We start from the raw sequence: 22,250 nt of genomic DNA on the forward strand, positions 1-22,250 counted from the left end.
TTAAGAGATTTAGTGATTCGGTGATATAACGATTCTGTGATTAAAGAGATTTACGATTTCGGATTTTAGATTTATGATTTAAAGATGATCAGATCGATAATTGAATCGTAAATTACAATAACCCACAGGGACAGGTGCAATATGCTATTTGATTGCAGATTGATGATTGTAAATTAACAGATTCGATGATATAACGATTCCGTGATTGAGTGATTATTTTTTGATCTTAAGGAAATTATAAACCTACTTCACTTTAACCCACTTTACTGCATCGGCATTTAACACCTCGCCGAGCTGAAGCCCTTTGTCCTGAAGCACTACTTTTACATCGCCCGGGGAAAGTCCGTACTTCCCCGAAAAAACCCATCCTTTTGTAAATTCAGCATCCACATCCCCCTTTCCCAAATCGAATTTAATTTCTTCTTCTCCCTCACCTGCCCGATGTAATTTGACCGTGAATGCAGTTCCGTTTTTGGGTGGAGTAAAAAATATCTTATCTTCCACGCTATCGTGAAAAAAAGAGTATTCGACCGTCGGACCTCCATCCAATACAAATGACGTTCCTCCTGTAGTGACACACTTGATAAACAATTCATACGTACCCGCTTCTTTGATCGTGGCATTCCACTCTACCCGAGATTTACCACTGCCGCTACACTTACTGTAAAAACTTCTCATCACGTCACCGTAAGCGTGATTCGAAACAAAAAGCGTCCAACGCCACTCGGATTTATTCCGGGGATAAAGACTGTATTTTTTATCCTTACTTGATCTTTCAAAATAAGAGGACCGCTCTTCATGAATCACGAAGCCCTCGTCCTCGTTATCCACGATAATCTCATTAGCAGGAGGAGTAAAATACGTCGTGTCGATCTCCCGAATCGTATCCCGATCCACCCAAACCTTGCCCGGGTTCCGAACAACAAATTGCTCCGGTACATTTCTCGAAAAACCGGTACTGACCCAAAAACGACTCAAAGACCCTTTCAGCGGAGATACCAGAGCAACCTCCAGGCATGCTTGAGGAGCTATCGTGATGGACTTTAAAGTGCCCTCTTCCTCTGGCCCAAACAGCGGTGAATGTATGTAATTCACGGAAACGATACCCTCCAGGTTACTTTTATTCCAAACTTTAAAGTAAATCGTTGCTTGTTTTTTTTCCCGATCCTCGTTTATCTCGACATCCCGAACAACGAACGCCGGTACTCCCTTACTCGTGTACCACGCGTTCAATACCGGGTAGACGTTAATAGCAAAACGACGATTCAACTCGTCACAAAACACGTCGAAATCAACTTCTTGATAAGCATAGCGTTCTCTGAAATCATCGACAACCCGAAGCAAGGAGTCCCCTGTCAGATGCTGCAGACGCTTCCACAAATCTCTCCCTTTCACCGCCACGATATTTTTCATTTCAGGAATTTCCTTTCCCGGTTGAAAAGCTTGCTCCAAGCTATTCACCGAAAGATACTCGATAGCTTCTAACTCTTTTTCCATTTTATACCAGATACTACCTGTACCCGTCGATAATTTATCCGGCTTCATCACTTTAAAGATCGAGTTGATCATCGGGTATCGAGAGGAGCTCAACAATAGGGTCCCTTCCTTTCCCAGGAAAGAATATTCATATTTGTTCCATGAATCCTCCGTGGAAGAATTACGCTTCTTATCTTTTTTCACGAAGGGCAACCACGAGAAAAATTCACGCACCGGACCCACATAACGCATGTTAAAATTGGCTTCAATTATATTGGCTTCGACATCAGCCAATGGAGTACTTTTTATCATAGCAATCCGTTCATCTTTTCCAGACAGTTTAGCTATATTGCTCTGTATCATTTTCTCCAAAAGATCCTTAAAATCCGTCAATCTACTTGTTCGCCGTTCCGGCACCAAAAATACTTCCGGGTGAATATAATCAGTCCCTTCTTTCCATGGACGAATAAACGTGTGAAAAGAGACAGGTACTTCCACGAGAGCGACCTTCTTGTAGGGATAACCGTAATAAGTGATAAAACCAAACTTAATTTTTTCGACCGATTGCCTTTTCCCTTCCTCTGATGCCAGAAATGCTCCTTGGCAGGGAACTTCCCCTTCCGGGTAATAATATTCGCTTAAAAATTCAGAATCCCGAAACTGTTCTTTATCCATATCTCCAGCGACTAAAGTTATTCCAAAAAGTTTCTGCTCGTTATCGAAACAAGTCGTGTCCCCTTTCACGGACATCTCTCCCTGTGAAAGTATCGTTTTATGAGTCGGATTTACCATCTTTAACTTGTATGACGTGTAATCCCGACGGGAGATCCAGGGGAAACCAATGTTAACAACCGGAATGGTCGTGGGATACCACATCGACTCGGGGGTCAATAAACTAAAATCATCCGTCAAAAAGAAAAAACGATGCCCCAAACACAACATATTATTAAAATCCATGGTATTAAATTCCTTGTCCCCGATTTCCGGGTAACAAATATTCGCATATAGTTTCCCGGAATAACGCATTGTCACCAGCGAACTTCTACCCGGCTCCATCCTAAAGGGTACAATGATTACCTGGTCCTCTCTATCGAAAGAAAGTGCTTTACCGTCTATTATCAAACTGGAAAGCTCCAAACCCGGGTTCAGGTAAAACAATACCGTGTCTATCGCCGTCACGTTACGATTCTCTATTAAGAGCCTACTACTCGACGACAAACATTCCCCTGCCTGATGAAAGGTGATCTCATGTTCGACTGTGTTTACCTTAGCGGCATTATCGTGATTCCGGTAGACAGACCGATAGTGTTCCCTCAACTCGCTTTGACGTTCAAAGGGAAAAAGATAAATCAAACCGGTCAGTACACCCACCCCGAAACAAGCGGCTATAACCAAACCGGCATATTTCCACCTCGCTGAAAATCGCCTGAAACCGAGAACCGAAAATGCGAATAAGCCCCATGCGATACAAAAAAATACCAGACGCTGTAATAGGTAACTTCCCATCCCGGGATGTCCTGCCAGCGGCGAAAAGATATTCGGTACCCGCGATGCCGTGAAGTCCGCGATGCCGTGAGCGAAAAAAGGAATCAACGTTAAAGAGGCCCACCAGTAGAACAACAACAGTAACAAAGCTAAAACCTGTGAACGAACGAACATTTTCACGCAAATGATCAAGGCCGTGGTGAAAAGGATCGCCGGTAACGTCAAGGTAAAGAAATAAAAAAGATACAATAAAGGAGAGAATACTGCATCCGTCGCTAAGTAATGAAGCATACCGGTTAATATGATTAATACTACATCCAGCATTACTAGGCTTATAGCCATGGCTAAACCTTTCCCCAGCACATATTCCCTATTCCCCACGGGACGGGTCAGCAAGGCCTCGTTCGTGTTTTTTAGTGGTTCGCGTCGTATAAAATCTCCCGCCAGGAAAATAGCGATAAAAAACTGAAACACGCAAAACAAGTAAGCGTTCGTGTAAGGAATAGCCGAGGGGATATCCGACCTGAAAGCATAAGAGGTAATACGCCAATCACTATGAGCAAAAACGTGAAAACCCAAAATACCAGCAACTAACAGAAAAGCCAAGAGAATGAAAACGAAATTTCTCGTGATTATCTTTCGCTCGTATCGAACCACTAGATTTATATCCTTAAAATTCATATTGTGTATGATAATTAACAATTAAACTCCATTATGCTACTTTCAGTACTCGGACTTGGGTAATCCTACTTTTTATCATTTGCGTGAAAACTAGTATTTTAAACTATGCGACAAGATAATGATAATATATATAATACACTATATATTTATATTTTTAATAACAAATTAGACAATATTCTTTCATTATAGGATTATTTTATTTACTTTATTGGAGTTTTGTAGCTCAAAATCACTTAACTATGAAAAAGAAGATTGTATTCATCATAATGCTTATTATAGCTACCACGGGGAGCTATATTAGCATAACTAATGCGGCAAATGCAAGAGACGAAATGCCGAAATTTACCTCAGATCCAAGTTCTCAAGATGTAGAAGAAAGCGCAACACTTCAAATTGATGTAGTCGTTGTAGGAACCCCAACACCTGAAGTTCGTTGGTATAAAGGCGACCGTAGAATTTACGAAGACGAGAGAACTTCTATAAATGTCAACGGGCAGAGGCATACATTAACGATATTAGGTGTAAAGAGAAGTGATGCAGGAACTTATAACGTTATAGCAGAAAATACGATAGGCATGGCCAAGAAAAGTTGTTATATTTTTATTATCTCAAAGCCATACAGTCTCTAATTTACTTTATAGACTTTGTAGACTCATTGTATACAGGTGGAATTACTGGAAAAGTATCCGATTCGGCTTGTTTTTCTCGATAAAAATCCTTTATTTTGCAACGCTAAACACGGGAGTGGCTCAGTTGGTAGAGCATCGGTCTCCAAAACCGAGGGTCGGGAGTTCGAACCTCTCCTCCCGTGCAAAATATTCATCGTCTCGATCAATACAGTTGTGATATCATTTTCTAACCTGTGATCGTTAACATTAAATCTTCACTTGCAACATGAACCGATTAATCATATTCGATTTGGACGGAACGTTATTGAATTCGTTGGATGATTTGGCTATTAGTGCGAACTATGCTTTGCAAAAACACAATTATCCCGTGCACGAGTTGCGTAAATACAAAGAATTCGTGGGGAACGGTATTAATAAGTTGTTAGAACGGGCTTTACCGGAAGGAGAGCGAACGCCGGAAAATGTATTGAAGATTCGGGAAGACTTTATGGATTATTATGCCGTGCATAAAGCAGATTTTACGGCTCCTTATCCGGGGATAATGGATTTATTGAACGAATTAAAAAGGAGAGGTATTCTGTTAGCTGTTGCATCCAACAAGTATCATGCAGCTACACAAGCTTTGATTCCGCATTATTTCGGGGAAGACACTTTTCATTATGTTTACGGACAACGGGAAGGTGTTCCAATAAAACCGGATCCTACGGTTGTTTTTGATATACTAAAGGAGGCAGGCGTCAGTCGGGAAGAGACGCTTTACGTGGGCGATTCCGGTGTGGATATGCAGACGGCATTGAATAGCGGAGTCGTCTCTATCGGGGTAACATGGGGTTTTCGTTCGGCAAAAGAACTAGAGGATAACGGAGCGGTTCATATTGTCGATCATCCTTCGGATATGTTGAAATTGCTGCAATAGCAAAAAAACATAATAAATTCTGTGATAGCGTGATGCTATCCGTGGACATTGTAGATCGCAAATTAGAAAACGAATGTCCATAAGAAAAAAGTGAATTGAAAATGAATCACTTAATTACGGAATCCTTTAATCTAAAATCGTCAATCTGCAATTTGCAATTAAACAATGAGACAAAACCCCCGGCCCCCTGTCTCGTTGGGTCCATAGGGTCAAATAAAATCGCTTTCTAATCACAGAATCTCTTAATCGTCAATATTTGAATGAGCTGCCTCCGAGGAATTCGCGGATAATGGAAGTCGGGGGAATTTCTCTGGTAGGGACGGATTGTACATAGGAGAAGAACTTTAAAAGACGTAAAGCTTTGGAGTGTTCCGGGTATTTGGTCAGTACCTCTTCCAGTAAAGGAACGGCTTGTTGTTTGAGAGCTCCTAATTCGTATACCAATGCCGAATTGAAAATAATATCTGCTTCTTCTTGATAAGGTTCGATGTGTTTTTGTTCTCCAGATAGTACGCTTTCCCATCGTTTAAGGGTGTCCCAAGCCGAGTATCCCCGGTATTTATGATCGCGAACCATTCGTCGGATCAAACGATTGTCCTTAGGGTTTATGATATTGTGGTTGTCAATGGATATTGAAGTTAATGCCGAAATAAAGATTTTGAAAAGATTCTCTTGGGGCAGAAACTCCGTCAAACGAGGATTCAGACCATGTATGCCTTCCACTATAATCACGTTATTCTTTGAGATCCTAAGTTTTTCTCCATCGTAAAAACGTTGTCCCGTTTCAAAGGAGAATTTTGGTATCTCCACCTCATTTCCTTGTAGTAACTGCAGGATATTATCGTTGAACGTGTCGATATCAAGAGCGTCAATGGTTTCGAAATCATATTCTCCTTTTTCGTCTCTGGGGGTATTTTCCCGGTCGACGAAATAGTTGTCTAAGGATAAATTTACGGGCTTGATTCCATTGACCATAAGTTGCACGGCCAATCGTTTGCCGAACGTTGTTTTACCGGAAGATGAAGGACCGGCGATCAGGATTACCTTCACCTTTTTATGTTTCTTTTTGACTAAATCCGCTATTTGGGAGATTTTTTTCTCATGAAGAGCTTCACTTATTTTGATCATGGCTCCCACTTGTTTTTTTTCTATAATTTGGTTCAGATCTCCGATTTGAGAAACTTCCAGGATTTTTCCCCATCGCTTGTATTCACTGAAAATGTTGAACAATTTCTCTTGTGGGATAAAAGGAGAGATTTCCGTCGGATTGTTTCTGTCGGGTAACATCAACAACATACCGTCTTTATAGGAGATCAGATCGAATACTTTCAGACAACCTGTGGTTGGAGCAAGAGTTCCGTAGAAATAATCCGAGGTTCCGTTAATGGAATATACCGAAGTATACATCTTGCCGCGGGTGGAAAGCAGGAGTTTTTTGTCTTTCAATCCTTCCCGTTGAAAAAGTTTTATAGCTTCTTCCGTGGGGGTCTCCCGGCGTATTATCTCCGTGTTTTGTTCAATGATTCTGGTCATTTCTTCTTTCAGACTCAGGATCGTTTCGGGCGTAAGAACCAGGTCCTTATTTGCGATCCGGCAAAACAGACCGTTGGAGATCGAGTATTCGACAATCAACGTCTTTTTCGGGAAAAGCGTTTTTACGGCTTTATAGAGAACGAAAATAAGAGAACGGATATAGATACTATAACCGTCGAGAGAGGTAACGTCTATAAAGTTTATCCATTTGGGATTGTAAATCTCGTAATGTAAATCCTGTAATTCGTTATTGACTAACGCTCCGAGTATATTTTGATGGTTCTGGGGGAATACGGTTTGTTTGAGTTCTTTCAAACTGCATCCTGTGGGTATTATATATTCTTGTTTGTTATTTTCACAATAGATCGTTATTTTATTTTTTTCCATAGCATTGAATATTTTATTTTTTAGGAAACTCATACTTACGAAAACAGTAATGCAAATTGTGTGCCGCTTCGATTATCTGTATTTTTCAGGGTGACGGGGAATCGCGATATAATAACTTTTCTTTCCGGAAGCATGTAACGTGTTTGCCCTGAGCCAAGGATTAAAACGTTTTAAAGTTTTGTAAGATATTCCGCGAGTGTTGGCAAAGTGAGCCAGATCTTTGATGTTTTTATTGACTTTGACCTCTTCGCATTTTTCTACTTCATATTTCTCCGATACGTGAAAATCGTATAGATGGGGGTTCTCTATGATTTGCTTCATCGCCATGATCCGGAAGACATATCTTCCCGTCTCTTCTCCTAAAAGAAGGTCATAATAATTATTCTCTTTTTGAAGATTGATTTGTCTTGTTAACATGTTCATTCCGGCATTGTAGGAAGCAGCGGCCATTACCCAAGAACCGAATTTCTCTTTTGCTTTTTTCAGGTACGCGCACGCTGCCCGCGTTGATTTTTCAATATGATACCGTTCATCTACAATTTTGTTCACTTCCATTCCCAGTTCTTTGGCCGTACCGCTCATGAATTGCCATAAGCCGACGGCTCCGGCGGGAGAGACGGCCAAGGGATTCAGGCTACTTTCGATGACGGCGAGGTATTTGAAGTCATCCGGTATTCCCTCCTCTTCCAATATGGGTTCTATGATGGGAAAATACCGGGAGACATTCTTTAATATCTGAATCGTATGGGAGTGTAAATAGGTGTTGACGATTAGTTCCTTGCGGAATGCTTCTGCAATGTCGGTTCTTTTTAAAGGTACGTACTCGCCTGCTAAATCGAATGTTTCCGGACAATAAATATCCGATGGCTTTAACATAGGAACAACCTTGGATACGTGTTGTATCTCTAACGTGACAGGACGGTAAATAAGGTAAATGACAGCAGCCGTATCGAGTAGTACGATAAGGAACAGGATTTTTATGATGGTTTCTTTCTTCACTTCTTTTCTATTTTAAATTCTCGAATATAATATATTTATACCTATTTTCCTTGCAGATGTAGTCATTGACAGGTACTTTTTAGGTTAATATAAATTCCCTTAATTATAATTTGTGCTTTTGCCAGCGGAAATGTTTCATATAGAGTAACGAGATAAAGCCGATACACAAGCCGTAAGTGACTTCCACCGTCCATACAGATTCGACTGACGTTTGCAGTACGCTTGCCAAAAACCAAATCTGGGCAGTATACAGGATAAGTACGAAGGTCTCGAGGATGAGAGCGTGAGAGGTATTTCCCGTCCCGGAGATGGCTTCGAAAAAGGTGATGCCGAAACAAAGGGCGAGTGCGGCCAATCCAACGACATACAGGGAGTTAACGGATGCTCGTATCAGTTCGCTGCTATCTGAATAGATAGATAATATTTGTTGTGGAAATAGATAACAGATGACTAATACCGGGAGAACACTTAGCATGGAGAGGCGAATAACCTTTGTAAGCATGGGCATAACCTCTTTTTGTCTTTGTTCTCCGATCAGTCTGCTTGTCAATGTATTGGCTGTGGCTCCGAAACCAAATACCGGAATAACGATGAGCATATAGACGCTTCGGACTACGATGGTAATGGCGATGGGCCGTTCGCCCATATGCTCCACCAGGATGAAAAAAATAAACCAGGTCCCGAAAGAGAGAAGTTTTTGTAGCATGGTGGGAAGAGCTGTCTTTAAAATAGTTCCCATAAGCCATCCTTCTATTTTGTGAAAACTGAATAAGGCATATTGTTTGAGAGGGAGTTTAAGTAGGGTATACAGGGTGAAAAAAAGAAAGGCGGAAATTTCTGCCATAACGGAAGCGAGGGCTGCTCCACCGACTCCCAAGTTTGGAAAACCTAATTTTCCGAAGATCAGAAGGTAATTGAATATTACGTTTACGGTAGCCATAACGGCTGTCGAATACCCGATGATCTTGGTATTGGATAATCCGATATATAGGGCCCGGTACAGGAAATTAAAACAAACGAAAATTATACCGTAATGCCGGAATGACATATATTCCATGGCGGCAGCATATATATTGGGTGAGTGGATTGCTGTTTCCAACAGCTCTTTGGTAAAATAATGCTGTACAAGAAAAAGGGACGTACCTAAAAAAGCGACGAAAAATAACCCGTGTTCGAATACGACTCCGATTCGATTAAGTCTTCCTTCTCCGAGACGTCTTGCCACGATAATTTGGATACCGATAGAAAATCCCCAGGCTAAAGTCGAAAAGACGTAATAGTAGATTCCGGCTATGGCTGAAGCTCCGAGAGCTATCTCGCTGACTCTCCCCAGGAAGGCGGTATCAGTAAGTGTAATTAAAGTTTGTGCCAAACTTCCCAATATGATAGGATAGGCGATGTTCCATATGATTTTGTTGCTTATGCTTGTCTTCATTCATGTTTTATTTGAGATACGAAATTACACCTTGTTTACGAAAATTGAAAGCGGGAGATTGAAAATGCGAGAATTTAATAGTAACTTCGTAAATTCAAAATTAAAAAATATCAGATGACAATAGAAGAAAGAGTTAGCAAGGGCATCATGGAAGCCATGAAAGCTAAGAACACGGTACGTTTGGAAGTATTGAGAAATATAAAGAAAGTGTTTATTGAAGCTAAAGCCGTTCCGGGGGCGGGAGATTCGATTCCCGACAGCGAAAGTGTGAAGATTATACAGAAATTGGCCAAGCAAGGTAGGGACGCCGCAGATATTTATAAGCAGCAGGGTAGGGAGGATCTGTTTTCCCATGAAATGGCGCAGGTTGAAGTACTGAATGAGTTTTTGCCCCAACCGTTGACGGAGGAAGAGTTGATAGCTGCACTGAAAGGGATTATAGAGAAGACGGGAGCCACATCGGCTAAAGATATGGGCAAAGTAATGGGAATTGCTACCAAAGAGTTGGCTGGCGTGGCCGAGGGAAAAGTTATTTCGGCAAAAGTCAAAGAGTTGTTGGGTTGATCGCTTACGAGTAAAAAGGCATTGATTTTCTCTATCTCTCCATCGAAAATAAGAATAGGATAATACTGTAATAATATAAAATTAATGCTGATCTTTGTCAACAGAAAAAGAATCTGCGATTTATACTCGTGTGAATCGTAATATAAAAATATAGAGATGGACGTAAAAGATTGGACAAAAAATGTGATTAAACAGGCTGAAATCGATAAATACTTGGTCAATGGAAAAGATTTTATCGATGAAGTCGAGATATTTGAGGAGCTGGAACGCCAAAAAAATCCCGACAGGCAAAAGGTGCGTGATATTATAAAAAAGTCGTTGGAGATTAAGATTCTGACTCCTGCCGAAACGGCTACTTTGTTGAACGTGGAGGATCCGGAGTTATTGCTGGAGATGCAGGAAGCGGCCTTGGAAGTTAAAAGACGGGTATACGATAATCGTATCGTTTTTTTCGCTCCCCTGTATCTGTCGAATCTGTGTGTAAATAGTTGCGTGTATTGTGGTTTCCGTGCAGAGAATAAGGAGGAGAAACGGCATGTTTTGACTATGGATGAGGTACGCGAGGAGACGGCAGCCGTTATTGACGAGGGACATAAGAGGATGATAGCCGTTTACGGAGAACACCCGAAAAATAGTGCCGATTATATGGCTGATTCTATTTCAACGATCTATGCAACTAAACGGACGACTCCTACCGGGAACGGGTTTAATAATATTCGTCGGGTGAATGTGAATGCAGCGCCCATGGAGATAGCGGATTTAAAGAAGTTGTGGCGTGCCGGTATCGGTACCTATCAGGTATTTCAAGAAACTTACCACCGGGGACGTTATGCCGAACTACATCCGGCTCATACGATTAAAGGAAATTACGGGTGGAGGCTTTACGCGATGCACCGGGCTATGGAGGCCGGTATCGATGACGTTGCTATTGGAGCCTTGTTCGGTTTGTACGATTGGCGTTTTGAAGTGATGGGGTTATTGTATCATGCTTTGGATCTGGAACGGCAATTCGGTATAGGACCTCATACGGTTTCCTTCCCTCGAATGCAGCCTGCTCCTGGATCTTTTATCAGTGAGCATTCACCTTATTTGGTAACGGATGAGGCTACAAAGCGATTGGTAACTGTTATACGTTTGGCTATTCCTTACACGGGATTGATCGTGACGGCCAGGGAGAATCCCGAGTTCAGGAGAGAGTTGATTCATATGGGATGTACGCAGACTGATGCTTCATCTAAAATAGGTATTGGAGCCTATTCGAAGAAATTGCGTCAAGAGGAGAATTCGGATAAAGTCCAGTTTATGCTGGGAGACCAGCGAAGCTTGGATGAGGTGATTCGGGAATTGGCTCAGGATGGGATGATTACCTCTTTCTGCACGGCAGGTTATCGTTGCGGACGTACGGGAGACAAGATTATGAATTTGTTGGAAAAAGGTGTGGAGGGAAAATTTTGTAAGCTGAATGCCGTCTTGACGTTCCGGGAATATCTGAATGATTATGCTTCTCCTGAAACCAAAGCGGTCGGAGAACAATTGATTGAAAGGGAATTGCAGGAGATAGAGCACACCTCTTTCTTTACGGACAAGAAGTTATTGCCCACGTTCAAATCCTATTACGATCGTATAGCTAAAGGGGAACGTGACTTATACATGTAGTAAAGGACTCTTTACTATTGAAATTGCCTTTTTGATTCATTCAAAAAGGCAATTTCAATGTAATGCGTTCGGCTTCTTTTTGTCTTTTAATCTTCTCTTTTTCTCCTCGCCGGAAAACATATACTAAACCGTAATATTCACATTTCTTACGACGTTCCTCCTCGTCCTCTATTTCCATGTAATAGTTTTCTATTTCATTCCATAAAGTTAGAATATATTCGTCCGCTTCACTACGGAATTGAGCTACTTCTGCGCAGCAACGAGCCGAGTTCTGTTGGAATTGTTTTTGAGAAGCATATCCCTGTTTAAAGTTTTCATAATTGACTTTTACTAAAGCGATGGAAGGGCTATAGACAGGATTACCTCCTCCGTTACGGGTCCGTTCCTGTTCTCCGTTGATAATCTTGGCTCCCCATTCCAATAAATCCTGTTCGCTGATCAGGGGAGGGAGTTTCGAATTGTTTTCATCTAACCCGTAAAAGGTTCTGGCCGAGGATTTCAATTCTCCGCGGGCAATAGTGAAATTCAATACCTGTAAAAAATGGGATATGTATAATTTTGCTTTTCTGGTATATTCAGCGTATTTTCGGCTGTTAACGTTTTGTTTGTCTCTCGCGACCTGTGAATTGGTAATGGCCGTTTTGAATTTGGGTAAAAAGAACTCTATTTTTTGTTTCAACGAAAGGGAAAAAGGCAAATCGTTGAAATCCGAGGATGCCTCGTTCTTCAATGCTGTTTCCAAAGCGCGTATCCTGGCTGCATCCGTATTGGGTAATCTTCTGTAAGGCATGTTATTCCTATAATTATAAAAAGTATGACAAGTTCTAAATGCGAAGGTATGAAAAAAAGATGTGCGAATCAATAATTCGTACAATGAGTTTTGTTAAATTTGACTGAGTTTCAATTTTATTCCGGAATTGTGTTTTTGTAATGGGAATAATTTTCGAGGATATTATTTACAAAATCATAAGCTTGTTTGCCGTCACAATACCCATGCCGGATTAATGTGTCCCGGTAGAACTCGGGATTAGACTTGTGGAGTAGAAAGTAATCGACATTGTTATTCCATACATAGGGATCCTTATTGTACGCTTCGGCTAATTTCATCGCATCTATGACATGTCCGGGACCGGCATTGTAGGCTGCTAACGTGAATTTGATCAGGTCTTCTTTTTTCAACGGGTATTTGGAAAATATTTTTTCCAAGCGTTTGAGATAAGTTGTTCCTGCGCGGACATTATCCTTCGGATTGGTATAATCTTCGATACCGAGAGTGAGGGCTGTTTCCGGCATGACCTGCATTAGTCCTACAGCTCCTAACCATGAGACGGCTTCCGGATTAAATCCGGATTCTTGGAAAATAATAGCGGCCAATAATCGCCAATCCCATCCCATCGTTTGGGCTGCTTTTTTTATGATGGGATCAAAACTGGATATCTTACCGTTTTTTAATTTGTAGTATTTGGAATTGTGCAGGGAGGTCACGTAGCTACTATTGAAATATCGGTTGTATAGGACATTGAATTTGCCGCTTTTTTTAATGTTGTTTAACCATGCGTTTAGTTCGTCGGTGAGGAGAATGCCGTTTAATGCAGTCCCCCAGGCAATGGGAAATTCGTCAGATAAGCACAGGCTGTAATCCAGATAAGGCATGTAATGTGCGGCTATTTTGGCAATATTATGGTCTGTAACGGTGAATTCCGCTTCCATGTTTTCTATCATGACCAGAATGTCTTCATAGGTCGCCTCCGTTAAAGGAGAGATATTGAATTCCGAATGTAACGAGTCTTTCAACTGTTGTAAAAATTCTTCATAGAAAGTACCTTTTTGAATGTAAATGTCTTTACCCGACAGTTGCGATAGCGAATCGACATGTTCCTTTCGTTTTTTATTTTGTACAAGTACACTATGGGTTTTGAATAGGGGATTCGTGAAAAGGATTCTTTTCTTCCGGTTTTCGGTGACGGAGAGACTCATGGCAATCAGATCGTATTTCCCTTCGTTTAATTCTTGAATGCACTCTTCCATGTCCGAGTTTACCTCGACATGTAGCTTTACTCCGAGGTATTCGGCAAAATCTTTGACAAGTTCGTAATGAAAGCCTTTTGTGACGCCTTTGTAAACATAGTAATCGGTCGTGTTATAGTAAGTACAGACATTCAATACGCCTCGTTTCGTGATTTCTTCCAATAGACCCGACCGGGGAAATACAAAAGGCTCCTCTTGTTTTGCTTTGCAGGCGTTTAAGCAACATAAGAAAAACAAGATGTATGTAATCTTTTTTACAACGTACATACAACAAATATAGGAAATGATCTGTAAATTATCAAATTAGTCAAAGAAATTCCATCGTAAGCCAAATTTTACGGTTGCCGGGCCGATGGCGTAATTGGTGGCCGAAAGGTAATTCCGGTTGCCGAAGAATTCATTGAAATGATCGTATTTGACAAAGATATCCGCCCGTTTTATATTTAACGTGAGGAATACGTCCATCTTGGGATAATTGCCGATTTTCTCTTTCCTTTGGTTATAGAATTGCATAATGGAGGGCATATAGGCGTCTGCATAGAACTTGGTCGTGTAGAAGACATCGATACCGAATTGCAGGCCTAACACCCTTTTGAATAGACGATTTTGATAATAGTTGTGGGAATATAGGGCAATCTGGGGAAGTGCAAGTATATCCTCCTTGTTGCTGACCTGATAGTAGACTTTTTGATCGAAATAAAAATTGCCTAACCTGAAATTTTGTTTTACCCAAGCCGTGAATACCATTAAGTTCCCGTCGTATTGCCGGGGCATGGCAATCGTATCCAGATAGATGTATCCTTTGGTATTGTTTAAGGCGATGCCGACTTCTGTACGGCGACGAATATTCCGGTATTTTCCTTGTAGTTGGTAGGAATGAATTTTTCCGAAGTTATTTTTCCAGATGTTATGATTTCCCATGTAAAGCTCATAAAATGGGTTGGGGGTTTTATTTTCCAATGATGCATTGATCGTTACCGACGAATTTTTTCCCCGGTTCAGGTATTGTGTGATCTCTCCCTGTAAGTTGTAATCCGTATTGTAGTCGCCGAATAAACAGTAGGCGGCCCATATGTCGAAATTAAACAGGGAGTTGGTGTCTACGTTAAAGGTTCCGGCTGTCAAATAAGTCCCCGTGTATTTACTGCTTCCGAAATCGTTCGTTGTCGTATCCTGATCTATATTGATTCGTTGGTGATAATTCAGGTACTTGAAATTTAGTCCGGCGTATATACCCGGTAAGTATTTGTATTTGGGATGTTCATTCACGATGAGTTTGGTCGTGATCTCGAACCGTTTGTTGTTGACGATATCCGCATTGGACATGCTGTCGATATAAGTGTTCGGGAAAAAAGATGTCTCTACGGATTTCTCCTTGAATTTGTACTGGTTATCTTGAACATTAAAGGATAATACCGCTTTCATCGGATAGACGATGGTCGTGTCCGTACGGGCGGAGTCCCGTTGAGTAATGATCTCTTTTCCCTTGCCGATATTGTATTGGCCTAAAGCATAAAGATTGAAATTATAAAAATTGTTTCGAGGTTCACTGACGAGATTTGTCGGGATTAATTGCGAATCCAAGGTCGTATCCCGTAAAAAGTAGAGATCCTGAATTCCTCCGTTTTCAGTATAGTGGCCGACATTTTGGTTGATGAAAAAAGATATGGCTACCCGTTTTAGCTCGTAAGAAGAAAAGAACGAGAGATTATAGGTTTTGGACTTTTGGTAAGAGTAAGCCCCGAGTCCCGATATGATATTGTAGCGGAATCCGGCACTCCAATAAGGACGGATATTTTGGACGTGCCATACGTCTAACAGGTCTTCCGATTTGGTACGGCCTCCTCCGTTGAAGTAGTTGAGTTGGGTGAAAGGGGTTGTCGTGTTGTATTCCAAGGCGTCTTCCGGTTTGAAGATATAAGCTCTTACCCGGTTCAAAGGGAAAAAATCTTCGCTTTCGATCCGATTGATAAAGATATTGGATTCATAGGCCGAAGGTAAATTGCCCAAGTAGGTATTGGAGACGCTTTGTTTAAATATGGGATTGAAGTTTTGGATTCCATCCGTAAGAGTGTCCAAAGGAATGAATTTTTTATAAACACCGTTATGCATCCATCTCCAAGTCATACGATAATGTTTGACATCGGGTTTTTCTACGGAATCTTGTTCCATTCTTCTGTCCCGGGGATCTCTTTCCTCCTCGTTGTCATAGTCATAATCGCTCTGCGCCAGCGATATGATAGAACTCAGGCAAAATATGATGATGTAAAATAATTTTTTCATGGCCTGCAAATATACAGAAACTTTTAAAACTCTCATAAATTAATTACCTTTGCGACTCGTATGTTAAATAATTTTAGTATGGATAAGAATCATCTCGTATCGGAAGAAGAGAATGAAGTGAAATCATTGAATTTCATAGAACAGATCATAGAAGAGGAGCTGGCAGAGGGCAAGAACGGAGGACGGGTGCACACGCGTTTTCCGCCGGAACCTAACGGTTATTTACATATCGGCCACGCGACGTCGATTTGTCTGAACTTCGGTTTGGCGGCCAAATACAACGGGAAATGCAATTTGCGTTTCGATGATACCAACCCGTCGAAGGAGGATGTGGAGTATATTGATTCGATATTGGGGGATATCCGGTGGCTGGGATTTCAATGGGAAGGAGAACCTCATTACGCTTCTGATTATTTCCAACAATTGTATGATTGGGCGGAAAAGATGATTATGGGGGGAAAGGCTTACGTGGACGATCAACCGGCAGAACTAATCAGCGCCCAACGGATGACGCCTACCGAACCGGGAGTAAACAGTCCTTACCGGGACCGGACTCCGGAAGAAAATTTGGATTTGTTCCGGAGAATGAAAAGCGGAGAGTTTCAGGCCGGAGAGAAAGTGTTGCGGGCCAAAATAGATATGGCCTCTTCTAATATGTTGATGCGCGACCCGATCATGTATCGTATTATGCACGTGGCTCACCATCGTACCGGTAATCAATGGTGCATTTATCCCATGTATGATTTTACTCACGGACAAAGCGATTACCTGGAAGGGATCACTCATTCCATATGTACTTTGGAATTTGAAGTGCATCGACCGTTATACAATTGGTTTTTGGATCAGTTGATCGAAACCGAATATCGTCCCCGGCAGATCGAATTCGCTCGTCGCAATCTGAGTTATACGGTGATGAGTAAACGTCGTTTGTTGGAGCTGGTACAGAAGGGAATCGTGGCCGGATGGGACGATCCCCGCATGCCGACTATCTCCGGTTTGCGTCGGGCCGGGTATACTCCCGAATCCATTCGTAATTTTGCCGAAAAAGTGGGGGTCGCCCGCCGGGAAATAGTCGTGGATATGGCCTTGTTGGAGTTTTGTATACGGGAGCATTTGAATAAGGTGGCCCCCCGGGTAATGGCCGTGTTGGACCCCGTGAAGGTAGTTATCGATAATTATCCGCAAGGACAGACTGAATACGTGGAGATCGAAAATAACCCGGAAGACGAGAGTGCCGGAACACGGGCAGTCCCTTTCTCCGGAGAACTCTATATCGAGCGGGATGATTTCATGGAGAATGCTCCGAAGAAGTTTTTCCGTATGACGATCGGAAATGAGGTCCGTTTAAAGGGGGCTTATATCGTAAAATGCGAAAGCGTGGAAAAAGATGAGGAGGGAAACGTGACGACAATCCATTGTACGTATGACCCGGATACGCGGAGTGGTAGCGGGATCAATAGCAACCGGAAAGTAAAGGGGACTTTGCATTGGGTTTCCGCGGCGGACGCTATCGATGCGGAGGTGCGATTGTACGATCGTCTGTTCAAAGATCCGGATCCTGCCGGGCATAAAGATATTGATTTTAAGGAATTTTTGAATGAAAACTCTTTGAAGGTGCTTACTCGTTGCAAGCTGGAACCGAGTTTGAAAGAGGTGAAGGAGGGAGATCGTTTCCAATTCCAGCGACTGGGATATTTTTGTGTGGACAAGGATTCGCGGCCGGGGAAATTGGTGTTTAACCGTACCGTGGGATTGAAGGATACTTGGGCAAAACAGAATAGTTAATTACTTGATATTAATGAAATGTACGATTTGCAATGCCGGCTTTTTCCGGCGATTGTAAATCGTAATTTGTACTTTAAATTTAAACTAAATGTTGTCGAAAAAGAAAGTTGTATCAGAAGTCAGGGCATATGTATTGATTACGATAGGTCTGATGATGTATGCTTTTGCCGTGACCGCCTTTTTGGCTCCTCAAAAGATTGTAGGAGGCGGGGTGACGGGTATAGCTACGATTATTTATTTTTTATCGAATGAGTTGATTCCTATCGGTGTCAGCTATTTCGTCATCAATTTCTTGTTGGTGGCTATCGCCATGAAGATATTGGGTCCCAAGTTCGGAATTAAGACGATTTATGCGATATTCATGAGTTCTTTTCTATTGGGAATACTGCAGAGTTATATCCGGGAACCTCTGTTGGAAGACCGTTTCATGTGTGCCATTATCGCCGGTATTATGTGCGGTGCCGGAATCGGAATTTCTTTGGTAAACGGGGGAAGTACGGCAGGAACGGATATCATAGCCATGATCATAAATAAATACCGGAATATCAGTCCGGGTAAGATTATCATGTATATCGATGTGGTAATCATCGGTTGCAGTTATTTTATCGAAGGGAGTTTTCAGGATATTATGTACGGTTACGTGGTCATGGGAGTGGTTTCTTATACCATCGATATGGTATTTACCGGGCAGATGCAATCCGTGCAATTCCTTATTTTTTCGGATAAATACGAGGAGGTGGCTAATTCCATTACCCATGATCTGAAGCGGGGGGTGACTGTTTTGGATTGTTTGGGCTGGTACACGGGATCGGCTCGGAAAATGTTGGTAGTGGTGGTCCGTAAAAGCGAGATGCAAAATATCATGCGGGTGACCAAACTGGTCGATCCGGAGGCATTTTTAACCATGAACACGGTAATGGGGGTTTACGGTAAGGGATTCGATACATTAAGACCTTGACACTGAAGATTATTTAAAAAATCCTCCCCGGTTTGCAATAACAGATCGGGGAGGATTTTTATGACTGTTTATGTGTGCGGAAGTGGCTATTAGATGTAAAGATTAAAGTAAAAACAGTGTGATGAAATTACTTGTAATGGTTATTTTCTTTTTCCCTTTGCTTTTGCTGCAAAGTAAAGAGGAAGGAAGTATTCCGGTGTATGTTTTAATAGGAAAAGATTCTGAAAAAATACAATACATGAAAGAATGTAGGGAAAATTATGGCTACATAGTTTATAGTTTTACTTTTAGAGATGTATCTGATTTGGAATGTATTTTTATTAGGCATACCAATATGCGGGAAGATTATTTAAATGATACATTAATCAAATCCCGTTCTTTTTTGGATAGTATCTCTTATTATGATGAAAAATGGTTGTTGTCTTCCCCCAAAGTCGATATTTTAGATAATTGGAGGAATCGGATTTATGTGATTGATACAACCAGCTTAGGACGAGACTCGATTGTTTTGCGCCGATTTGATTTTTCGGCAGAAGAACCTACGGATGATGTCATCATGGAGGAAGAATTTAAATTTAATTAGATAATTTATTTTTTCTTTGGATCGTCCTTAGTTGTGCTTAAGCGATGCGGGAAGATTTTTGTTTTATGATTTTTTGATTTTCCTCAAGTCATCCTCCGTTATAAATCGTAAATCGTATTATCTTTGTAAGAGATATAAAATGGAGAGAGATGGAAATAAAGGTATTTGTAAATAATCCGTGGCAAGAGAACACGGTCGTATTGTATGATGAGACGGGTGAGGCCGTGGTAATAGATTGCGGATGTTTTTCGGAAGAAGAACGTCTGCGGGTGAAGGATTTTTTAGCGGATCATCATTTGAAACCGGTTGCGTTGCTGGATACCCACTTGCATATAGATCATATTTTCGGGAACGATTTTATGTTTAATGAATACGGTTTGTCGGCTCGAGCTCATCCCGCGGATGCTTTTTGGGTAGAGGATGCAGAAAAGTATGCGGCTATGTTGGGGGTACGGGGGATTACTCCGCCACCGGCTTTGGGTGATTTTTTGGAAGACGGCCAGATCGTTCGTTTCGGTCATTCGGCGTTGCGTGTAATTCATGTGCCGGGCCATTCCCCCGGTGGTGTTTGCTTTTATAGTGAACAGGATAAATTGTTGATTGCCGGAGATGTATTGTTTGAGGGAAGTGTCGGACGGGCGGATTTACCGGGTGGCAATATGGCGGAACTTTTGGATGGGATACGTGCTAAATTGTTTGTTTTACCCGATGATGTACGGGTTATTCCGGGACATGGAAGGGAGACAACGATCGGAGCGGAAAAGAGATATAACCCTTTTTTTCAGGTGTAATATGAAGACGATAGGAGTCATTGTGGCCATGAGTTCGGAATACGAGCTGGTCAGGTCGCTTTTAACGGGAAAGCAAGAGAAAGAGCATCATGGGATATGTTTTTTGGAAGGACAGGTAGAGGGGTGTCGGGTTGTTTTGGTGAAGTCGGGGATCGGTAAAGTATGCTCGGCCGTGGGAACGGTTCTGTTAATTCGGGATTATGTTCCGGATGTCATTATCAATACCGGGGTGGCCGGGGGAATCGATCCGCTTACTCGGGTGATGGATATTGTGGTCGGAAAGCAGATGGTATATCACGATGTTTGGTGCGGAGAAGGAAATGAATACGGGCAAGTACAAGGATTACCGTCCCGGTTTGTTTCGGATGAGGAGCTTTATCGGGTTGCGTTGGATATTCCTCATGAAGGACAGGTATATGGCGGGTTGATTTGTAGCGGGGATCAGTTTATTACGGATCAGGCGGCTTTAGCTAAAATAAAAAAGAGATTTCCGGAGGGTTTGGCCGTGGATATGGAATCCAGTTCCATCGCTCAGGTCTGTTATTTGATGGATATTCCTTTTTTAAGTTACCGTATCATTAGCGATACCCCGGGAGTAGAGAATCATTCCGGACAATATCGGAATTTTTGGGAAGAAGCTCCCAAGCGCTCTTTTTTGATACTGAAAGAGTTGATTGCGCGTGTCGGAAAAATGAAAGCAAGGATATAAAATGGAAGAATAATGGAAAAGATACCGAGTTTTACTATAGATCATATTCGCCTGTTAAGAGGAATATATGTTTCTCGGAAGGATGCAGTCGGAAACGAGCTGGTTACGACCTTCGATATCCGAATGAAAGAGCCGAACCGGGAACCGGTATTGGGGCAAGGAGAGTTGCATACCATCGAACATTTGGCAGCCACTTATTTGAGAAATGACCCGCAATGGAGAGATAAAATTATTTTCTGGGGTCCGATGGGTTGTTGTACCGGAAACTATTTTTTGGTGAAAGGGGATTTGGAGCCTCGGGATATTGTGGAATTGATGCGTGAGACTTTCCGGTTCATCCGGGATTTTGAGGGAGAGGTTCCGGGAGCGGCCCCTAAGGATTGCGGAAATTATTTGTTACATAATTTACCTATGGCCAAATATGAAGCGGCTAAATACCTGACGGAAGTCTTGGATGTGATTGAAGAAAAAAATATGGTATATCCGGAATAGTATGAAATGGATTTGGGGAATAGTGCTGGTGTTATGTATTGTCGCTTGCGGTACAAAGCAGGATAAATCCAAAAATATCAGTGTGAGCATATTGCCGCAAAAATATTTTGTAGAGCGTATCGCGGGGGATTTCGCACGAGTGAACGTGATGATTCCGCCCGGCGCCAATCCTGCTATAAGCGATTTGACATCCGAGCAGCTGAAAATGCTGAATAATAGTTCTCTCTATTTTGCAATCGGGTATTTGCCGTTCGAGCTTACTCATATTTACTCCTTGTTGAAAAACAGGAGGGATATTCAACTGATAAAACATACTGACGCTATCGAGCTTCCGGAAAAGGAGTTCCCGGCGCATAAACATGGAGACGTGGAAAGTCTGGACCTGCATATTTGGATGTCGCCAACTTACGCCAAACAGATGGCTCGAACCATACGGGACGTTTTGAGTGATAAGTTTCCGGAAAAAAAGAATCTTTTTTCGGAAAATTGCGATCGTTTTATGCAGGAGATAGATAGTGTGGATCGGGAAGCCCGTCGGATTGTTTTATCCAAACGGCATAAATTGTTTTTGATCTATCATCCGGCTTTAACTTACTTTGCCCGGGATTACGGAATGGAACAAATAGCGATAGAAGACGAGGGTAAAGAGCCTAATCCGGTTCATGTGAGGACGATTATTGATCGTAGCCGGGAAAAGGGAGTGCGGGTCGTTTTTATTCAGAGTCAGTTCGATGAGGCTAATGCGCATGCTATCGCCACGGAGATCGGGGGAGAGGTAATCTCTATAGATCCTTTGAATCCGGATTGGAAGGAAGAGATGAATGCTTTATTGAAGATTATTGATCTGAAAATGGATTGAT

18 protein-coding genes and 1 tRNA gene are annotated in these 22,250 nt (G+C 41.9%); 12 read left to right on the forward strand and 7 right to left on the reverse strand.

Going from position 1 to position 22,250, the window contains the following annotated elements; genetic code table 11:
* Nucleotides 1-243: 243 nt before the first annotated feature.
* Nucleotides 244-3,642 (reverse strand): ABC transporter permease/M1 family aminopeptidase, encoded by a 3,399-nt coding sequence (locus tag NVS78_RS05815; RefSeq protein WP_286358313.1) that lies wholly within the window; start codon nucleotides 3,640-3,642, stop codon nucleotides 244-246.
* 239 nt (nucleotides 3,643-3,881) lie between these two features.
* Between NVS78_RS05815 and NVS78_RS05820 the strand changes: the two genes are divergently transcribed.
* The 3 genes from NVS78_RS05820 to NVS78_RS05830 all read left to right on the forward strand — a co-directional run bounded on the left by NVS78_RS05820 (nucleotide 3,882) and on the right by NVS78_RS05830 (nucleotide 5,187).
* A complete protein-coding gene (locus tag NVS78_RS05820; protein ID WP_286358314.1) occupies nucleotides 3,882-4,271 on the forward strand; it encodes an immunoglobulin domain-containing protein in 390 nt (129 codons plus the stop codon).
* A 109-nt stretch (nucleotides 4,272-4,380) separates the two neighbouring features.
* A tRNA-Trp gene (locus tag NVS78_RS05825) sits at nucleotides 4,381-4,453 on the forward strand.
* A gap of 83 nt (nucleotides 4,454-4,536) precedes the next feature.
* The gene (locus NVS78_RS05830; RefSeq protein WP_286358315.1) at nucleotides 4,537-5,187 is read left to right on the forward strand and encodes an HAD family hydrolase; all 651 of its coding nucleotides are present in this window, start codon (nucleotides 4,537-4,539) and stop codon (nucleotides 5,185-5,187) included.
* A 249-nt stretch (nucleotides 5,188-5,436) separates the two neighbouring features.
* Here the strand turns inward: NVS78_RS05830 and NVS78_RS05835 are convergent, their stop codons facing one another.
* From NVS78_RS05835 to NVS78_RS05845, 3 genes are all read right to left on the reverse strand, one after another.
* Nucleotides 5,437-7,107 carry a nucleoside kinase gene (locus NVS78_RS05835; protein WP_286358316.1) on the reverse strand — a complete coding sequence of 557 codons (1,671 nt, stop codon included), beginning with the start codon at nucleotides 7,105-7,107 and terminating at the stop codon, nucleotides 5,437-5,439.
* A gap of 72 nt (nucleotides 7,108-7,179) precedes the next feature.
* Complete coding sequence (locus tag NVS78_RS05840; protein WP_286358317.1) at nucleotides 7,180-8,106, reverse strand: lytic transglycosylase domain-containing protein; 927 nt, start codon at nucleotides 8,104-8,106, stop codon at nucleotides 7,180-7,182.
* Between the two features lie 103 nt (nucleotides 8,107-8,209).
* Nucleotides 8,210-9,541, reverse strand: a complete 1,332-nt coding sequence (locus NVS78_RS05845; protein WP_286358318.1) for an MATE family efflux transporter — start codon at nucleotides 9,539-9,541, stop codon at nucleotides 8,210-8,212.
* A gap of 114 nt (nucleotides 9,542-9,655) precedes the next feature.
* On the opposite strand from NVS78_RS05845, the gene NVS78_RS05850 reads away from it, so the two are divergent.
* Together NVS78_RS05850 and hydG are read left to right on the forward strand one after the other, a co-directional pair.
* Nucleotides 9,656-10,105: a GatB/YqeY domain-containing protein gene (locus tag NVS78_RS05850; protein WP_286358319.1), complete on the forward strand. Its 450-nt coding sequence runs from the start codon at nucleotides 9,656-9,658 to the stop codon at nucleotides 10,103-10,105.
* A gap of 156 nt (nucleotides 10,106-10,261) precedes the next feature.
* Nucleotides 10,262-11,761: a [FeFe] hydrogenase H-cluster radical SAM maturase HydG gene (hydG, locus tag NVS78_RS05855; protein ID WP_286358320.1), complete on the forward strand. Its 1,500-nt coding sequence runs from the start codon at nucleotides 10,262-10,264 to the stop codon at nucleotides 11,759-11,761.
* 40 nt (nucleotides 11,762-11,801) lie between these two features.
* Here hydG and NVS78_RS05860 read toward each other — a convergent pair whose 3' ends face one another.
* The 3 genes from NVS78_RS05860 to NVS78_RS05870 form a co-directional block, all read right to left on the reverse strand.
* Nucleotides 11,802-12,551, reverse strand: a complete 750-nt coding sequence (locus NVS78_RS05860) for a hypothetical protein (RefSeq protein WP_286358321.1) — start codon at nucleotides 12,549-12,551, stop codon at nucleotides 11,802-11,804.
* Between the two features lie 116 nt (nucleotides 12,552-12,667).
* Nucleotides 12,668-14,056 carry an MltF family protein gene (locus NVS78_RS05865; protein ID WP_286358322.1) on the reverse strand — a complete coding sequence of 463 codons (1,389 nt, stop codon included), beginning with the start codon at nucleotides 14,054-14,056 and terminating at the stop codon, nucleotides 12,668-12,670.
* A gap of 36 nt (nucleotides 14,057-14,092) precedes the next feature.
* The gene (locus NVS78_RS05870) at nucleotides 14,093-16,072 is read right to left on the reverse strand and encodes a putative porin (RefSeq protein WP_286358323.1); all 1,980 of its coding nucleotides are present in this window, start codon (nucleotides 16,070-16,072) and stop codon (nucleotides 14,093-14,095) included.
* A gap of 78 nt (nucleotides 16,073-16,150) precedes the next feature.
* Between NVS78_RS05870 and NVS78_RS05875 the strand changes: the two genes are divergently transcribed.
* From NVS78_RS05875 to NVS78_RS05905, 7 genes are all read left to right on the forward strand, one after another.
* Nucleotides 16,151-17,857 carry a glutamine--tRNA ligase/YqeY domain fusion protein gene (locus tag NVS78_RS05875; protein WP_286358324.1) on the forward strand — a complete coding sequence of 569 codons (1,707 nt, stop codon included), beginning with the start codon at nucleotides 16,151-16,153 and terminating at the stop codon, nucleotides 17,855-17,857.
* A gap of 88 nt (nucleotides 17,858-17,945) precedes the next feature.
* Entirely contained in the window at nucleotides 17,946-18,815 is an 870-nt protein-coding gene (locus NVS78_RS05880) for a YitT family protein (RefSeq protein WP_041504321.1), read from the forward strand.
* A 121-nt stretch (nucleotides 18,816-18,936) separates the two neighbouring features.
* Nucleotides 18,937-19,398 carry a hypothetical protein gene (locus NVS78_RS05885; RefSeq protein WP_286358325.1) on the forward strand — a complete coding sequence of 154 codons (462 nt, stop codon included), beginning with the start codon at nucleotides 18,937-18,939 and terminating at the stop codon, nucleotides 19,396-19,398.
* Between the two features lie 149 nt (nucleotides 19,399-19,547).
* Nucleotides 19,548-20,189: an MBL fold metallo-hydrolase gene (locus tag NVS78_RS05890; RefSeq protein WP_286358326.1), complete on the forward strand. Its 642-nt coding sequence runs from the start codon at nucleotides 19,548-19,550 to the stop codon at nucleotides 20,187-20,189.
* A 1-nt stretch (nucleotide 20,190) separates the two neighbouring features.
* The gene (locus tag NVS78_RS05895) at nucleotides 20,191-20,898 is read left to right on the forward strand and encodes a 5'-methylthioadenosine/adenosylhomocysteine nucleosidase (RefSeq protein ID WP_286358327.1); all 708 of its coding nucleotides are present in this window, start codon (nucleotides 20,191-20,193) and stop codon (nucleotides 20,896-20,898) included.
* A 12-nt stretch (nucleotides 20,899-20,910) separates the two neighbouring features.
* Entirely contained in the window at nucleotides 20,911-21,390 is a 480-nt protein-coding gene (locus tag NVS78_RS05900; RefSeq protein ID WP_286358328.1) for an S-ribosylhomocysteine lyase, read from the forward strand.
* Between the two features lies 1 nt (nucleotide 21,391).
* The gene (locus NVS78_RS05905; RefSeq protein WP_286358329.1) at nucleotides 21,392-22,249 is read left to right on the forward strand and encodes a metal ABC transporter solute-binding protein, Zn/Mn family; all 858 of its coding nucleotides are present in this window, start codon (nucleotides 21,392-21,394) and stop codon (nucleotides 22,247-22,249) included.
* The last annotated feature ends 1 nt before the right edge of the window (nucleotide 22,250 follow it).

Source organism: Gabonibacter chumensis (genome assembly GCF_024741215.1).
Lineage (GTDB): Bacteria > Bacteroidota > Bacteroidia > Bacteroidales > Marinifilaceae > Gabonibacter > Gabonibacter massiliensis.

What these genes read in the sequence shown, in the direction of transcription:
- NVS78_RS05815 (WP_286358313.1), bottom strand. Translation starts at nt 3,642, where the DNA reads ATGAATTTTAAGGATATAAATCTAGTGGTTCGATACGAGCGAAAGATA.
- NVS78_RS05820 (WP_286358314.1), top strand. Translation starts at nt 3,882, where the DNA reads ATGAAAAAGAAGATTGTATTCATCATAATGCTTATTATAGCTACCACG.
- NVS78_RS05830 (WP_286358315.1), top strand. Translation starts at nt 4,537, where the DNA reads ATGAACCGATTAATCATATTCGATTTGGACGGAACGTTATTGAATTCG.
- NVS78_RS05835 (WP_286358316.1), bottom strand. Translation starts at nt 7,107, where the DNA reads ATGGAAAAAAATAAAATAACGATCTATTGTGAAAATAACAAACAAGAA.
- NVS78_RS05845 (WP_286358318.1), bottom strand. Translation starts at nt 9,541, where the DNA reads ATGAAGACAAGCATAAGCAACAAAATCATATGGAACATCGCCTATCCT.
- NVS78_RS05850 (WP_286358319.1), top strand. Translation starts at nt 9,656, where the DNA reads ATGACAATAGAAGAAAGAGTTAGCAAGGGCATCATGGAAGCCATGAAA.
- hydG (WP_286358320.1), top strand. Translation starts at nt 10,262, where the DNA reads ATGGACGTAAAAGATTGGACAAAAAATGTGATTAAACAGGCTGAAATC.
- NVS78_RS05860 (WP_286358321.1), bottom strand. Translation starts at nt 12,551, where the DNA reads ATGCCTTACAGAAGATTACCCAATACGGATGCAGCCAGGATACGCGCT.
- NVS78_RS05865 (WP_286358322.1), bottom strand. Translation starts at nt 14,056, where the DNA reads ATGTACGTTGTAAAAAAGATTACATACATCTTGTTTTTCTTATGTTGC.
- NVS78_RS05870 (WP_286358323.1), bottom strand. Translation starts at nt 16,072, where the DNA reads ATGAAAAAATTATTTTACATCATCATATTTTGCCTGAGTTCTATCATA.
- NVS78_RS05875 (WP_286358324.1), top strand. Translation starts at nt 16,151, where the DNA reads ATGGATAAGAATCATCTCGTATCGGAAGAAGAGAATGAAGTGAAATCA.
- NVS78_RS05880 (WP_041504321.1), top strand. Translation starts at nt 17,946, where the DNA reads ATGTTGTCGAAAAAGAAAGTTGTATCAGAAGTCAGGGCATATGTATTG.
- NVS78_RS05885 (WP_286358325.1), top strand. Translation starts at nt 18,937, where the DNA reads ATGAAATTACTTGTAATGGTTATTTTCTTTTTCCCTTTGCTTTTGCTG.
- NVS78_RS05890 (WP_286358326.1), top strand. Translation starts at nt 19,548, where the DNA reads ATGGAAATAAAGGTATTTGTAAATAATCCGTGGCAAGAGAACACGGTC.
- NVS78_RS05895 (WP_286358327.1), top strand. Translation starts at nt 20,191, where the DNA reads ATGAAGACGATAGGAGTCATTGTGGCCATGAGTTCGGAATACGAGCTG.
- NVS78_RS05900 (WP_286358328.1), top strand. Translation starts at nt 20,911, where the DNA reads ATGGAAAAGATACCGAGTTTTACTATAGATCATATTCGCCTGTTAAGA.
- NVS78_RS05905 (WP_286358329.1), top strand. Translation starts at nt 21,392, where the DNA reads ATGAAATGGATTTGGGGAATAGTGCTGGTGTTATGTATTGTCGCTTGC.